The 14,741-nt window shown below is 40.3% G+C and carries 17 protein-coding genes and 1 tRNA gene; 12 read left to right on the forward strand and 6 right to left on the reverse strand.

Annotated features, from left to right (window positions below; genetic code table 11):
* The first annotated feature begins 70 nt into the window (after positions 1–70).
* A complete protein-coding gene (locus DAHG_RS03620; protein WP_022936961.1) occupies positions 71–787 on the forward strand; it encodes an SDR family oxidoreductase in 717 nt (238 codons plus the stop codon).
* Positions 780–1,739, forward strand: a complete 960-nt coding sequence (locus DAHG_RS03625; protein ID WP_022936962.1) for a helix-turn-helix transcriptional regulator — start codon at positions 780–782, stop codon at positions 1,737–1,739. The genes DAHG_RS03620 and DAHG_RS03625 overlap by 8 nt, the downstream gene beginning before the upstream one ends.
* Before the next feature lie 148 nt (positions 1,740–1,887).
* Here the strand turns inward: DAHG_RS03625 and DAHG_RS03630 are convergent.
* Positions 1,888–1,963: transfer RNA gene (locus DAHG_RS03630), tRNA-Ala, on the reverse strand.
* 198 nt (positions 1,964–2,161) lie between these two features.
* Here DAHG_RS03630 and DAHG_RS03635 point away from each other — a divergent pair.
* The 7 genes from DAHG_RS03635 to DAHG_RS03665 all read left to right on the forward strand — a co-directional run bounded on the left by DAHG_RS03635 (position 2,162) and on the right by DAHG_RS03665 (position 7,293).
* The gene (locus tag DAHG_RS03635) at positions 2,162–2,758 is read left to right on the forward strand and encodes a TetR/AcrR family transcriptional regulator (RefSeq protein ID WP_022936963.1); all 597 of its coding nucleotides are present in this window, start codon (positions 2,162–2,164) and stop codon (positions 2,756–2,758) included.
* 105 nt (positions 2,759–2,863) lie between these two features.
* Positions 2,864–3,304 carry a bilirubin utilization transcriptional regulator BilQ gene (bilQ, locus tag DAHG_RS03640; protein WP_022936964.1) on the forward strand — a complete coding sequence of 147 codons (441 nt, stop codon included), beginning with the start codon at positions 2,864–2,866 and terminating at the stop codon, positions 3,302–3,304.
* Between the two features lie 25 nt (positions 3,305–3,329).
* Entirely contained in the window at positions 3,330–3,845 is a 516-nt protein-coding gene (bilS, locus tag DAHG_RS03645; RefSeq protein ID WP_022936965.1) for a flavodoxin family protein BilS, read from the forward strand.
* Complete coding sequence (locus tag DAHG_RS03650) at positions 3,838–4,167, forward strand: hypothetical protein (RefSeq protein ID WP_022936966.1); 330 nt, start codon at positions 3,838–3,840, stop codon at positions 4,165–4,167. The genes bilS and DAHG_RS03650 overlap by 8 nt, the downstream gene beginning before the upstream one ends.
* Positions 4,168–4,391: 224 nt before the next feature.
* The gene (locus DAHG_RS03655; protein WP_022936967.1) at positions 4,392–5,003 is read left to right on the forward strand and encodes a pyridoxamine 5'-phosphate oxidase family protein; all 612 of its coding nucleotides are present in this window, start codon (positions 4,392–4,394) and stop codon (positions 5,001–5,003) included.
* The gene (locus DAHG_RS03660) at positions 5,000–6,538 is read left to right on the forward strand and encodes an ABC transporter permease/substrate-binding protein (RefSeq protein WP_022936968.1); all 1,539 of its coding nucleotides are present in this window, start codon (positions 5,000–5,002) and stop codon (positions 6,536–6,538) included. Before DAHG_RS03655 ends, DAHG_RS03660 begins: the two co-directional genes overlap by 4 nt.
* A gap of 11 nt (positions 6,539–6,549) precedes the next feature.
* Entirely contained in the window at positions 6,550–7,293 is a 744-nt protein-coding gene (locus tag DAHG_RS03665; protein WP_022936969.1) for an ATP-binding cassette domain-containing protein, read from the forward strand.
* A 36-nt stretch (positions 7,294–7,329) separates the two neighbouring features.
* Here the strand turns inward: DAHG_RS03665 and DAHG_RS03670 are convergent, their stop codons facing one another.
* The 5 genes from DAHG_RS03670 to DAHG_RS03690 all read right to left on the reverse strand — a co-directional run bounded on the left by DAHG_RS03670 (position 7,330) and on the right by DAHG_RS03690 (position 11,433).
* Entirely contained in the window at positions 7,330–7,848 is a 519-nt protein-coding gene (locus tag DAHG_RS03670) for a CpXC domain-containing protein (RefSeq protein WP_022936970.1), read from the reverse strand.
* A gap of 404 nt (positions 7,849–8,252) precedes the next feature.
* Positions 8,253–9,299 (reverse strand): DUF4097 family beta strand repeat-containing protein, encoded by a 1,047-nt coding sequence (locus DAHG_RS03675; RefSeq protein WP_161650502.1) that lies wholly within the window; start codon positions 9,297–9,299, stop codon positions 8,253–8,255.
* A complete protein-coding gene (locus DAHG_RS18690; protein ID WP_022936972.1) occupies positions 9,296–9,877 on the reverse strand; it encodes a DUF1700 domain-containing protein in 582 nt (193 codons plus the stop codon). The genes DAHG_RS03675 and DAHG_RS18690 overlap by 4 nt, the downstream gene beginning before the upstream one ends.
* Positions 9,870–10,187, reverse strand: coding sequence for a PadR family transcriptional regulator (locus tag DAHG_RS03685; protein ID WP_022936973.1), 318 nt, complete (start codon positions 10,185–10,187; stop codon positions 9,870–9,872). The genes DAHG_RS18690 and DAHG_RS03685 overlap by 8 nt, the downstream gene beginning before the upstream one ends.
* A 70-nt stretch (positions 10,188–10,257) precedes the next feature.
* The gene (locus tag DAHG_RS03690) at positions 10,258–11,433 is read right to left on the reverse strand and encodes a GGDEF domain-containing protein (protein WP_022936974.1); all 1,176 of its coding nucleotides are present in this window, start codon (positions 11,431–11,433) and stop codon (positions 10,258–10,260) included.
* Positions 11,434–11,980: 547 nt separating this feature from the next.
* Here DAHG_RS03690 and DAHG_RS03695 point away from each other — a divergent pair.
* From DAHG_RS03695 to DAHG_RS03705, 3 genes are read left to right on the forward strand one after another with little or no spacing between them, the layout of a single operon-like run.
* Positions 11,981–12,982, forward strand: coding sequence for an ABC transporter substrate-binding protein (locus DAHG_RS03695; RefSeq protein WP_022936975.1), 1,002 nt, complete (start codon positions 11,981–11,983; stop codon positions 12,980–12,982).
* A 23-nt stretch (positions 12,983–13,005) separates the two neighbouring features.
* A complete protein-coding gene (locus DAHG_RS03700) occupies positions 13,006–13,902 on the forward strand; it encodes an ABC transporter permease (protein ID WP_022936976.1) in 897 nt (298 codons plus the stop codon).
* Positions 13,895–14,689 (forward strand): ABC transporter ATP-binding protein, encoded by a 795-nt coding sequence (locus DAHG_RS03705; RefSeq protein WP_022936977.1) that lies wholly within the window; start codon positions 13,895–13,897, stop codon positions 14,687–14,689. The genes DAHG_RS03700 and DAHG_RS03705 overlap by 8 nt, the downstream gene beginning before the upstream one ends.
* Positions 14,690–14,741 lie beyond the last annotated feature (52 nt).

Genomic DNA, 14,741 nt, shown 5'->3' on the forward strand with positions numbered 1-14,741 from the left:
ACAACATCACTGGCTTTTTCTAATATCCATTGCTATAATGAAGTTAAAATAAATGAAGGAGGCAGCGGATATGTTCCATAATAAAATTGTTGTCATTACCGGCGGTATGCAAGGGATTGGCAAATGCATAGCAAAACAATTTCAAAAAGAAGGTGCGGTTGTATGCATTATAGATAAACAGCCCGGCGGTTATTTTACAGGTGATCTTGCTGATGAAAATACTCTTGTTCGTTTTTCAGAGAAAGTAATCGCTGACTATGGACATATCGATTATTTAATCAATAATGCCCTTCCGTTAATGAAAGGTATTGATACATGTACCTATGATGAATTTAATTATGCACTGCGCGTAGGCGTCACTGCACCCTTTTACTTAGCAAAACTATTTTTACCATACTTTGCTCCTAATGCATGTATTATCAATATATCCTCTTCCCGTGACCGCATGAGCCAGCCAAACACAGAAAGTTACACAGCAGCTAAGGGTGGTATTTCTGCCCTAACTCACGCATTGGCTGTAAGTCTTGCTGGAAAAATTAGAGTAAATTCGATTTCTCCCGGTTGGATTGATACATCATCAGTTCAATATACCGGTCCTGATGCTTTACAGCACCCTGTGCATCGAGTTGGTTATCCTCTTGATATAGCAAATATGGTTTTGTTTCTCTGTTCAGATAAAGCGGGTTTTATTACTGGCGAGAATATCTGCATTGATGGCGGTATGACAAAACAAATGATCTATCATAATGATTTCGGGTGGACATTGGAGAACGAAGAAAATGAGTAAAAAGGAATTATGCGCTGCGATTGAAGCTCTTCAAAATCAATTTTTAACATTGGATTGGACTTATCATGAATCCCCCGTAGGTACTCCATCAGAAAAAATGTATCGTTGGCCCGGCAATCCAGAAGATAAAATATTGATTTGCGTACATAAAAGTAATGGCATACAGGAATTGTTTCATCGACATGATTTTTTCTATTTTAATTATACCTATATGGGAGAGTATGATTCCCTCAGCTACAAATATGATAATCGTATAACGATCAAAGAGGGAGAAATCTATGCCGGTCAGCCCTTTGCCGGCCATGCCCTTTGCGTCCATGATAACAAAGAAACAATAATTATTGGTGTATTGATTCAAAAAGAGACTTTCTTTCGATCTTTTTTACCTATGCTGTCCGCTAATTCTCATTTTTTTCATTTCCTGTTAGATCCTGCTACAAACCAATTTTCTGATGAATACATTCATTTTAAGATTGAGGATGATTGCAATATAAGGACTTTATTAGAAATGATGGTAATTGAATTCGCAAACCGGCAGGATGATTCACAACAAATACTCAAGCCTTTGGTATTATCATTTCTGATGCAGATTGCACGGCAATATGCATTAGTTAATCAAAAATTCATCAGTGAGAGTCTTTCAGATAAAATTATAAATTTTATAGGGGAACATTTCGACACAGTAACACTTAAAGATATCGCCAAGCGTTTCTCTTATCATCCAAATTATATTTCAACTTTACTACATCGTGAAATCGGTAAGTCTTTCTCAGAAATTTTACTTGAGCAGCGCATGGAAAGAGCTTCCATTCTTTTGAATGGGACGAATTTGACAAATGAAGAAATTGCCTTGATGTTGGGATATAGTAACAGCAGTAATTTTTATAAAGCTTTTCGAGAGTTTTATGGTGTATCTCCAAAAGAGTATGTATTACACCAGAAACAAGTATAATCAAAGAAAAACTACCAGTATATTGCACACCAACGCAAGGTTGATTTATTAAGCAATGCTTTTTAAAGGAATTTGTATAACTTTATCTAAATTCGTACCGGAAAATAAAAAATGTCTAAGAACTTTTCTTAGACATTACTTTTTAATATGGTGGAGCTTAACGGGATCGAACCGTTGACCTCCTGCGTGCAAGGCAGGCGCTCTCCCAGCTGAGCTAAAACCCCATGTATATTAAATTCGATATTTTTCAATACCGAATGCTCAATAAATATATCATCAATAAAAAACATTGTCAATCATTTTTTAAAAAAACTTGCATCAAACCCACAATTCATTAAAACTTTATTATCAAATTAGTCAGTTTTTTGATTAATTATCAATAATAGTGTAAAATATCATCAGAAGCATTTCAGGAGGTATCTATGGCTGAAAGTAAAGTAGAACGCAATAAGCGGTTAAAAAAAGAAAAACTGGAGGAATCCGGTTATGAACTATTTATGAATAACACCTTTGATAAAACCTCAATCGATCAGATCGTAAAAAAGGCCGGTGTCGCAAAAGGCACCTTTTATCTCTATTTTGAAGATAAGACACAGCTGCTGAACCGCATTATCATGAAAAAAAGCGGCGATATTTTAATGGATGCCCTATCCCACGCAAACTACCTGCAGCTGGATAACAAACTAGATCAATTCATTGTCATGGTAGACTGTATTCTTGACTATTTCAAACAGAACCAGAACATACTTGAAGTCGTCCGCAATCATTTATCATGGGATGATATCCTAACTGATATGAAAAACCATCAGAACTTTTCGATTCAAATCATGATGAAAGAATATATTGAACTAATTATGACAAATAAAAATTACACTGAAAAAGAAGCCATTGCTACATTATATGTGATTTTTGAATTGGTATCCAGTGTTGCCTATGCCTCTATCATTGTAAAAAAACCATTTGAACTGCTTGAAATCAAACCTATGCTCTATGCCAGTATCCGTTCAATGATTAAGTAATCGCAGCCATCCTATTGATTAGGATGGTTTTTTATTGCTGAATATAGTTGACAAAGTCATGTATTAGATTTATACTTGACCTAGTCAACTTTAGGAGGTATGTTTATGCAGACATCATTAGCTTATATTACAACGCTGCTGCGCAAGGACTTTACTGATTACTGCAATCAAAAGCTTGGTGAACTCGGACTTTCACAGGGTATGCTATTTTTTATCTTATATGTAGGCAAACACCCTGCCTGTTCACCTAAAGATCTGGCAAAAGCACTGCATATGGACATTGGCCACACTACCCGTTCCATTGTTAAGCTGGAGCAGGCTGATTTGCTGCTGCAGGAAACGAACCCTTTGGACCGCCGCGCCCATATCCTGACCTTAACCGAAAAAGGTGAACAGGCTTTTAAGCTCAGCCACGAATTATTTTACAGCTGGGACAACGAGGTACTTGCCGCCTTTTCTGCTGAAGAAAGGGAGCAGCTGATGAAGCTGCTTGAAAAACTGATTCAGAGTGATCAGCATTGTGTCCGCCGGTCTAAATCATACTAATTGGTTGATGAAGGAGGTTTGATTTATGAAATTTTCAATTCTATTCAGCAGTCATACCGGCAACACCCGTCAGCTTGCTGAAACATTAAAAAACACCCTGCCTGATAGTGAATGTATCTATTATGGTCTGCCGGATCAGCAAGCCTTAGAAGCTGATTTGATCTGCATAGGTTTCTGGACGGATAAAGGCTGCTGTGATGAAGCGCTGACAGCATTTTTAAAAACCGTGCATCATAAACAGATTTTTCTGTTTGGCACTGCCGGATTTGGCCGCAGCGATGAATATTTCAGCCGTATATTAACGAATGTTACCAACCTGCTTGAACCAGACAACACCCTCGTTGGTCAGTTCATGTGTCAGGGCAAGATGCCGATAACTGTTAGAAAACGATATGAATCGATGCTGGATCAGGAACCTGAAAAATTTCAATCCTTAATCGACAATTTCGATCAGGGACAAACCCATCCGGATAACAATGATTTAAACAAATTCAAAGCGATTGCTGAAGCAATGTGGAAGAAGGTGAACAGCCATGCGTAAAGCCGCTAAAATCTGGCTTTGGTGTGCGCTGGCTCTCTCGGCTGCAACCACCCTTCTTAACGCCTTTTCAGGCCGCATGCTTTCAGTGGTGATTGCCTTGACTGCCTTGGCCGGTCTGTGCATCCTGCTGTTTACCGAAAGAAAAGCCGGCTATCTCTTCATGTGTGTATGCTATCTGTGTTCATTTATTAATGGTTTAATCAGCGGCTTTACCACTGATACAAATCTAGCAGCTGCCATTATCATGTCATTCATTGGCTCCGCGTTAATTCCTGTCATTACCTATCTCTTCTTGCGAAAAGACTGGCAGAAGCTTAAATAATCATCTCGCTTGCCTGTCAGCTTAAGAACGTGTATAGTTTGGATAGGAGCATTACCATATCATTCATTAAAGCTTTAAGTGTGCGATACTCTATATCTGCACACTTTTTTGTCTCTAACTCCCATTGACTGCTTTTTAGCTGCAACCCACATTTTTGTACCTACTTCCTATTTATCCTATAAACTAATAACAATTTTATCATCAAAATCGACAGGAGGTTCCCGATGAAAAACAATCACTATCTGAATATGTTAAGAGAAATTAAAAGTGCCGCGTTCGCAACGGTTGATGAAAACGGCTGTCCGCAAAATCGAATCATCGATATCATGCTTGTAGAGAATGATGCCCTGATATTCTGTACCGCTAGGGGCAAGGCGTTTTACCGCCAGCTCTGCTTAAATCCGAATACCGCAATCCTAGGCATGACTAAGACATACCAAACGATTCGGCTTACCGGCAAAGCAGAACATTTATCCGATCAGAAATATTGGATTGATAAAATTTTTGAAGCGAATCCTGTTATGAATACCGTTTATCCCGGTCAATCCCGCTACGTGCTTGAGCCTTTCTGTATCCGCAACGGTACGCTTGAATACTTTGACTTAAGTAAAACGCCGATCACCAGAGCATCATCGGCGATTGGAACTGCTGAGCCATTAACAGAGGGTTTTGAAATCAGCGATGCCTGTATCAGCTGTGGAAAATGTGCAAAAGGCTGTCCCCAGCAATGCATTCAGCAAGGCAACATTTATGAAATCAAGCAGACACACTGTCTGCATTGTGGATACTGCATGGAAGTATGTCCGATCCATGCGATCAAAAGGAGGATCTTATGATTCAAGATATACTGACATTACTTACTGAAAGAAGTGCTTTTTTCATTAATCTTTGTATTCAGCATATAACCATATCTATGATTGCCATTTGTATTGCTATCATTATCGGCGGCTGCATCGGCATCTTCGTCAGTGAATACAGCAAAACCTCTAAGCCCGTTCTGGGCATCATCAATTTTCTTTATACAATTCCTTCTATATCCATGCTCGGCTTTTTAATTCCGCTAAGCGGCATCGGCAATACGACGGCGATCATTGCCCTTACACTTTATGCCTTGCTGCCAATGGTCAGAAATACTTATACCGGCATCCGCAATGTGGATGAGAATATCATCGAAGCCTCAAGAGGCATGGGCAGCACTGATTTTCAGATTCTTACCAAAATCAAGCTGCCGTTAGCCCTGCCGGTAATCATGTCCGGTATCCGCAACATGGTAACGATGACAATCGCCTTAGCCGGTATTGCATCCTTTATCGGTGCCGGCGGCTTAGGTGTCGCCATTTATCGCGGCATTACGACTAATAACGCGGCAATGACAATTACCGGCAGTCTGCTGATTGCACTTCTTGCCCTGGTTTTTGATGCCGTTTTAGGCTTTATTGAAAAATCGCTGCAGGTTAAACACATCCGCCGCAATCAGCAAAAAATCACGATCATCAGCGGCAGTATCGCCGGCCTTGCATTCTTGCTTGCGGCCTTCATGTTCTTCAGTAAACCCGCTGACAATACGCTCCATATCGCAACCAAGCCTATGACGGAGCAATATATTCTCGGCGAAATGCTTGAGATTCTGATTGAAGAAAAAACTGATTTGAATGTAGAAATTACTCAAGGTGTTGGCGGCGGCACATCAAACATTCAGCCAGCCATGGAAAGCGGTGAGTTTGACCTATATCCTGAATATACCGGTACGGGCTGGAACATGGTTTTAAAACAATCAAAGCTGTATACTGAAGACATGTTTGATCAGCTGCAAAGCGGCTATCAGGATCAATATCAAATGGAATGGGTTGGCATGTACGGTTTTGCGAACAGCTATGCACTGGCAGTAAGAAAATCCATTGCTGATCAATATCATTTAGAGGATATATCGGACTTGCAGGCAATTGCCGATCAGCTGATCTTTGGTGCTGAATATGACTTCTTTGAACGTGAGGACGGCTATGACCCATTGTGCGCGGCCTACAATCTGCATTTTAAAAGCACCGTTGATCTTGACATCGGTTTAAAATATCAGGCAATCAATGAAGGTAAAATTGATGTTATGCCGATTTTTACCACGGATGGTCAATACAGCATTGCTGATATTACCGTGCTGAATGATAATTTTAATTTCTATCCTTCCTATCAATGCGGCAACGTAATCCGCTCTGAGGTGCTGCAGCAGCATCCTGAACTCAATGAAATCTTTAAACAGCTGGAACAAATTTTAACCGACAAGGAAATGGCTGAGATGAATTATGAGGTTGAAACCATGGGGGCTGAGCCAAGGGATATTGCCATGAAATTTCTGCGGCAGAAAGGTTTAATATAGGAGGTGTGACTATGACAGCAATTCTGCAATTTAAAAATATAGAGAAAAAATATAACGATAAAGCAATCATTAAAGATTTTAATTTAGAAATTGAACAAGGCGAATTTTTATGCATGATCGGCTCCTCAGGCAGCGGCAAGACAACACTGCTGAAAATGATCAACGGTCTGATTCTGCCCGATCACGGCAGCGTCTTGGTGAATGGCAAAAATATTCAGGAGGAGGATTTAATTACCCTGCGCCGCAGTATCGGCTACTGCATTCAAGGCAGCGTGCTTTTCCCGCATATGAATGTAGAAGAAAATATATCCTATGTGCCTAACCTTTGGAACAAGCGGGATAAACAGAAAACCAAAGCTGCAGTCGCAAAGTGGATGAAAATTGTTGGGCTTTCTGATGAACTGCGTACCCGTTACCCTTCTGAATTATCCGGCGGTCAGCAGCAGCGAGTTGGCATTGCCCGTGCTTTGGCAGCTTCACCGAATATCCTGCTGATGGATGAACCCTTTGGTGCTGTCGATGAAATTACCCGCAAACAGCTGCAAAAGGAAATCAAGGACATTCATCAAAAAACAGGAATCACGATTATTTTCGTCACCCATGACATCAATGAAGCCTTAACACTTGGCACCAAAATCTTAGTGCTTGATCAAGGTCAAATCCAGCAATTCGCTCCACCGAAGACCATTGTTGAGCAGCCGGCCAATGAATATGTAGAGCGGCTCTTAAACGGCAAAACCATTCCCATAAAATAATAACAGCGATAGTCATGACGGCTATCGCTTTTCTATCTATAACAAATCTACATCAATTACCTCATGCGTGGGCGGCGCCAGCTTGGCAGCAAGCTTATCATAATCAGCTTTCGCAACACCGCTGATTTGACCCTCACAGGTAAACCATAAATACTCGCCGTCACAATCAAGAAAATACAGAAGCTGCTTCCCATTCTTTGACAGCAGCCGGCGCTTGATTTGAATCACTGCCCGATCATCTAAATGCGCATCTGCGATGCGGATCATTTCTTTAAACTGCTCAGCGTCATGTACCAGCCTCTGAATACAGCGGTCGTCATGCAGAACCTCTGCTTCCTTCATGAATAAAATCAAATGCTGCTTCTTATCCACATAAACACATGGATAAAGAAAATGAATGGGCGTGTTGCATCGGCAGCGAAGCGTAAAAAACTCATCATTTAAAATCTGACGCTTGAGATCAGATTCAATATTCGGATTGACAATCGTTTCCGCAACTTTCAGATTCACATGAAAACAATGCGGACACTTTAATTGTAATAAAACCTGTTTCATCGTATCACCATGCACATTATAAAACAAAAGAAGCGTCAGGGGAAACGCTTCTTTTGCTAATTATTATTTATAAGGGGATAGAATATGAATGAAACTAGATTAGGGATTGTCTATTTTCATTAGGCAAGTTCTTTTCCTTGCCTGATAATACTATACCCTAAGTCTATCAATAAAATACATGAGAACTATGTTTTTTTATGTGATATGAAAAAAATCCGCAAAGTAAAAGAAGCGTCAGGGGAAACGCTTCTTCTACTAAATTATTTATAAGGGGATAGAATATGAATGAAACTAGATTAGGGATTGTCTATTTTCATCGGCAAGTTCTTTTCCTTGCCTGATAATACTATACCCCAAGTCTATCAATAAAATACATGAAAACTATGTTTTTTTATGTGAATCAATTATTTCGTGAATGCCAGTTTGGCGTTGCTGTAGTCAAGCATCAAATCAAGCTCATATTTTGCACCCTCTCTATACTGAGAACTTATATTGGCATCACCATGAGTTACCACAGCATTGGTTGAATATTCATCCTCAGCACCCTTTAATGTACCTTCTACATCACCATGGCGCAGATCCACATAAATTGACTGAACATCATTATCCTGCAGCTGCAGATTGACATAGTTGCCATCTACGCAAAGACCCGCCATGGATGAGGTTTTGATTTTGACATCTTCATGAGCCATAATGATATTGACCTGTTCGGCAAACTTACTATCCGCGATCGTTAAGGAGCTGTAATTAAAATCATTTCTCATTAAATCAGCTTCTACATTTGACATCTCAACACTGCCATGGCTGCTGCTAATCCTTAAGTCTTCACTAATCTTTAGCGTATCATATTCACTTTCCATATACCCATCCTCTATACTCAATGATTCGCATTGGAAGTTTTCAAGAACTGATTTGCCATGTGCGAATTGCAGACTAACACTCTCAGCATCAATTGACGTCAGCCAACAATCACCATATTTATAATCTACCGTAAACATACTTAATGATTGTAAATCCTTAATTTGTGCATCACCATGACTGCCATTAACCGCAAGCACGCCTTGAAAAGCTTTCGGCACCTGTATCGTAACAACCGTATCCTCGCGATCTGTAATGGTAAACCAATTCATCAGCTTCAGCACTGATTTCTTTTCAAGATCAATTCGATTACTTGTAACATTTAAATTATATTGTAAGGATTCACTTTCCGGATAAGTAATAACAAAATCATCCGTCGGCGAAGTTTCAATCACTAAATCGCTGTATGATACAGAAACCGTCAATTTTCTGATTTCATCCAACGGTATGGTTTTCGTCCGATAAACAACCTCTTCATCAATGACGGTACTCAGCTTGTATACATCAAAATCCACTGATGCAAAACCACCCAGAATCAGCAGCAGCCCTGCTGAAATCAGCATTAAACTGATTTGCTTTATCATTTTAATCATGCTTTCACCGCCTTCTGCCATTGGCTCAAACACCAGCCAGGCATGCTTTTACAACAATTCACAAAGGTTGGCGTCCATGCTTTAAAGCCAAACCAGCACCATGGGGCCAACCCGATGCTGAGCAGCACTGTCCCAGTCAAAACAACAAAAGATGGGAAATTGACACTATATACACTTGGCATTAAGAAGATTCCGCAGACCGCCATAATCAAAAAGCAAAGGCCAAAAACAAGCAGGATCACCAGCAATAAGCCCCATACCAACAAGAGAATCAAAAGTATAACAGGAATCATCAGCCAGATTGGTGATGTTAAGACGATCAGAAACCATTTCACAGCACAAGGTATGATATTTGTACGTTTATCTTTCTCAATTGGCTCCTCTTTAATTTCATCATACAGATTCAGCGACAATTCATCCAAGCCATCCAGACTCGCCACTGCATCCTCCTCACTCATTCCCTCTTCGATACGATCCTCTAACGCTTCATTATAAAAGTTAATGAGACGATGTCTTTCCGATAAGGGAAGCAGTTTGATCCGCTGCTCAAGCAGCTGCATAAATTCCTGCTTATTCATTTTCATTTCCTCCTTTGATGTACTCATAAATATTCATAATCTGATCCCAGTCTTCAAGAAATTCATCGATGCGCTCTCTTCCCTTTACGGTCAGATGATAATACTTTCTTAATCTGCCATTATGTTCCATAGTATAAACCTTCAGACATTCACTGCTCTCAAGCCGTCTTAGAATCGGATACAAAGTCGATTCAGAAATGGCAACACAGACAGATAAATCTTTAATGATTTGATACCCATAGGAATCATTCTTCTTCAAAGAGGCAAGTACACAAATCTCAATCAAGCCTTTTTTTAATTGTATGTCCATCTAAATACCTCCTTATGCAACATATTATACATTGCATAGTATATAGTGTCAATCAAAAAAAAGATAAGGATCAGACATCCTTATCACTGTTGCTTATTTTATGCTTTTTCTTATATTCATACATTGATGAATCAGCCCGCTTAATTGTATCTAAAATATTCTTATCCACAGTCGTGTCATAAACGGCATAACCGATTGAAATACTGAAAAGATATGCCTGTTTTTCATTTTCCTCTTTGACTTTATGAACCATTATATGAACCATATCCTTTAGATAATCCGGCGTATAGTTTTTAAGAATTACGATAAATTCATCACCGCCCATGCGATAAACAGCACTGTCATCAGGAATACAGCTTCTGATAATATCGCAGCAGCGTTTAATATACTGATCGCCGGCAGAGTGACCGTAGTTGTCATTTACCTGCTTCAATCCATCAAGATCTAACATCAGTACCGAGAATGGGTATTCACCGGCAAACTCAAAATTACTTAAATCTACCTCCAGGGCATTGCGGTTCTTTAAACCCGTTAAAAAGTCGGTGTTTGCCAAATCCTGATAAGTAGGATTGGAGATTCGCTTAAATAGCTTTATCGCAATAAATGCCGCAACAAAACAAGCAGCCAAAATTACCAAGGGAGTTACGATCCGCATTGTACGGAAGGTAGCATACTGGCGGTTAGCATCAAATTCAATGCCTAAAACACCCGCAATCTCATCATCCTCAACAATTGGAAAATACGAGATAAATACATTTCCCCATGTCGTATGATTGATTTCATTAGGTAAAACCGTCTCGCCATTCAGCGCCCGCTGCAGATCAGGGATACACTCAGGTTCGATCAAATCACCGATATAACGGAAATCATCATTGTCACTTGGCAAGCCATCAACTAAATATATAAAATCACCGTCTGCTGTTTTCTTCGCCGTATATAGATAACGCACACTGGTTACTTTGCGGATATCTTCCATTTTATCCTTAGCAATCTGATAGAGCTCACTTTGATCATCCTCACGCACATTTAATTCAGTGAACATTTCACGGATCATCTCATCTTCCAGTGTATCTCTGATCGTAGACGCCCGGCTTTGAAGCTCGTCAATCATATTATTATAAGAAAGCCGATAATTAATAAAAAAGATCAGAGAACAGGAAACGATCACAATGGCCGCAGTTAAAACCGAAACCTGCCAATCAACCCGGCTTTTACGTTTTTTTATTTTGCTGTGCTCTGTATCCATATGATGTGCCCCTTTAAGACTATATATATTATTTTAACAGATATAAGAAATTAAGAAATATAGAAATTGCTTTTCCAAATTAAATTTACAATTTTATTATAATTTCACAGATGTATAAAAGATGTAAACTATGAAAGAGCATGAATATTTATTGTAAATTTTCATTTTCATATTGACAAACTCTTTCATCAGGAGTATTCTATATACAAACCTAAGACAGGGAGATAAAACCTGATACGCGCTGATAGAGAGTTAGGCATTGGTGGAAGCCTGACAGAAATGCGGTCTTGTAAATGGACCTTGGAGGGACAGGTGAAAGGATGAAAGTCCAAGTATCTGAGTACGGAAGTTCCCGTTATCGAACAGAAATGTGTTTGCATTTTGAAGAGTGGATGTTATACATCAATTAAGGTGGTACCGCAGGAGCGATTTCAACGCACTTGTCCTTATGAAAGAGATTCTTTCAGGACGGGTGCTTTTTTTATTAGTTCCCTTCTCAATACAAACATAAGTAGCGATTCATTTCATGAAAGAGAGGAAATTGAAAATGAGAAAAATATCGACTTACTTATTGGCAGGCTTAATGACCTGTATGCTGGCAGGCTGTGCTAATGAAACAGCGCCAACTGAAAACCCGTCAACTGCGGATCATGTTTATAAGATTGGTTTAGCACAGATCATTGAACATACGTCTTTGAATACGATTCGTGAAAGTATGCTTGCAGAGCTTGCGGTCTTAGGCTATAAGGACGGCGAGAATATTCAGGTAGATGCCAAGAATGCTCAGGGTGAACAATCAACACTTAATTCAATCATGCAGACTTTTGCCGGTGATAATAAGGATCTAATCGTAGCGATTGCTACACCAACCGCGGCGGCGGCTGCCCCGTATGCCGAAAATATTCCGGTGATCTTCTCAGCTGTATCTGACCCGGTAGGTGCCGGTTTAATCACTGATCCAAATAAGCCGGATAAGAATATTACCGGTACCAGTGATGAGATTCAGGTTGCTCAGATTCTTGACTTAGCACGGACCATCGATCCTGAATTAAAAACCTTAGGCTATATCTATAATGCCGGTGAAGCGAATTCCGTATCCAATCTTGATAAAGTAAAAGCATATTGTGAAGAAAATGATCTGACATTGGTTGAAGCTACGATTTCCGCAGCCGCTGAAATTCAGCAGACAGCACAAGTGCTTGCCAGTAAGGTAGACGCTATCTTTGCCCCTAATGACAATACGATTGCCAGCAGCATTGACGCTTTGAATATGGCAGCTCAGCAAGTACAATGTCCGGTATATGTCGGCGCTGACAGCATGGTTCAGGACGGCGGCTTTGCAAGTATCGGTATCAATTATGAAGATTTAGGCAAAGAAACAGCAAGAATGATTGCCAAGGTAATTGAAGGCAGTGATATTTCAGAGATTCCGGTAAAAGTATTTGATACGAATCTTTACACATATTTCAATCAGACAACCGCTGATGCTTTAGGTATTACAATTCCTGACGCATTAAAGAACAGCGATACGACAGTAATTTTTGAATAAACGATAACAACAGGAGTGAGAACATGAATCTATTTATCATTCAAGGCGGTTTTGAACTGGGGTGTATCTTTACGATCCTATCCCTCGGTTTATTCATCTCCTTTAAAATTTTGAATATCCCCGATCTGACAGTCGATGGCTCCTTTACCCTTGGAGCGGCCGTTTCTGCCATGCTGACGCTGGCCGGCCATCCCTTTTTAGGCTTGGCTGCGGCGCTTGGCTGCGGTGGTTTGGCAGGTGCTGTAACCGGTATCCTGCAGACTAAATTAAAAGTTCAATACATTTTATCCGGCATTTTAACAATGACCGGTCTGTATTCCATTAATCTGCGGATCATGGATAAGCGGCCAACGATTTCACTGTTTGGCTTTGATTCAATTTTCACTCCATTTAATCAGCTATTTGGCAGTGCTTATGCGAAAACGATTGTGCTCTTTCTGCTGGTCGTATTAATCATCGTCTTCATGCTGCTGTTTCTCAAAACGCAAAGCGGTCTTGCTTTGCGGGCTACCGGCGATAATGAAGTCATGGTTCGCGCGTCTTCAATCAATACTGACCGAATGAAAATTCTTGGTTTAGCTTTAGCGAATGCCCTTGTTGCCTTATCCGGCGCCGTCTTTGCTCAGCACCAGAGCTTTGCGGATCTATCAAGCGGCATCGGCATGATGGTAATCGGACTAGCCTCAATTATTATCGGCGAAAGTCTGATTAACCGCAAACCTCTGCTTGTGCGTCTGATCAGCGTTGCTGCCGGGGCAATTATTTATCGTTATATTTTAACGATTGCCCTGCAGTTCGGCATTGAGGCCAGTGATTTAAAACTGCTCTCTGCCATTCTCGTTACGGCTGCTATTTCAATCCCTTCTATCCAGTCAGCCATCGCTTTCAGACGCCGCAAAGGAGGCCGCAATCATGCTTGATTTAAAAGATATCAGTATTACCTTTAATGCCCATACCGTTAATGAACGCAAGGCTTTATCCCATCTGAATCTGCATCTTGATGATGGTGATTTTGTGACCGTCATCGGCAGCAACGGCGCTGGTAAATCGACGCTTCTGAACGTGATTGCCGGTACGTATGAGCCAGATGAGGGAAGCATCTTTATCGATGGTCAGGATATGACCTTCACCAAAGAACATAAGCGGGCCAATGTGATCGGTCATCTCTTTCAGGACCCTATGAAAGGAACGGCACCCAATATGACGATTGAGGAAAACCTCGGTCTTGCCTACTGCCGCGCCAGCGGACATGGACCGCTGTCATTGGGTATCCGAAAGAAAGAAAGAGAATTCTTCTATGAAACATTAAAGGCATTAAACCTCGGATTAGAAGATCGGATGAAAACAGAAGTCGGCTTACTCTCCGGCGGTCAGCGTCAGGCATTAACCTTGCTGATGGCAACGATTGTCACGCCAAAGCTGCTGCTGCTTGATGAACATACAGCGGCCCTTGATCCGAAAACCAGTGAAAAAGTAATGACGATTACCAATGATATTATTGCTGAACATCACATTACGACGTTGATGATTACCCATAATATCTCCAATGCCCTTGAATATGGCAATAAAACACTGGTCATGAATGACGGACAGATTGCTTTCATCTTAGAGGGTGAAGAAAGAAAAAATATGACGGTGGAAAAATTAATCAGCTTATACAGCAGTAAGACTGAAAATGAATTTTCTGACCGCATGATTCTTGAATAAACAGGCACTTGAAAAAGTGTCTTATTTTTTGTTCTGTGTTAAAATATCAAAT

Source organism: Dielma fastidiosa (assembly GCF_000313565.1).
In the GTDB taxonomy this organism is placed as follows: Bacteria; Bacillota_I; Bacilli_A; order Erysipelotrichales; family Erysipelotrichaceae; genus Dielma; species Dielma fastidiosa.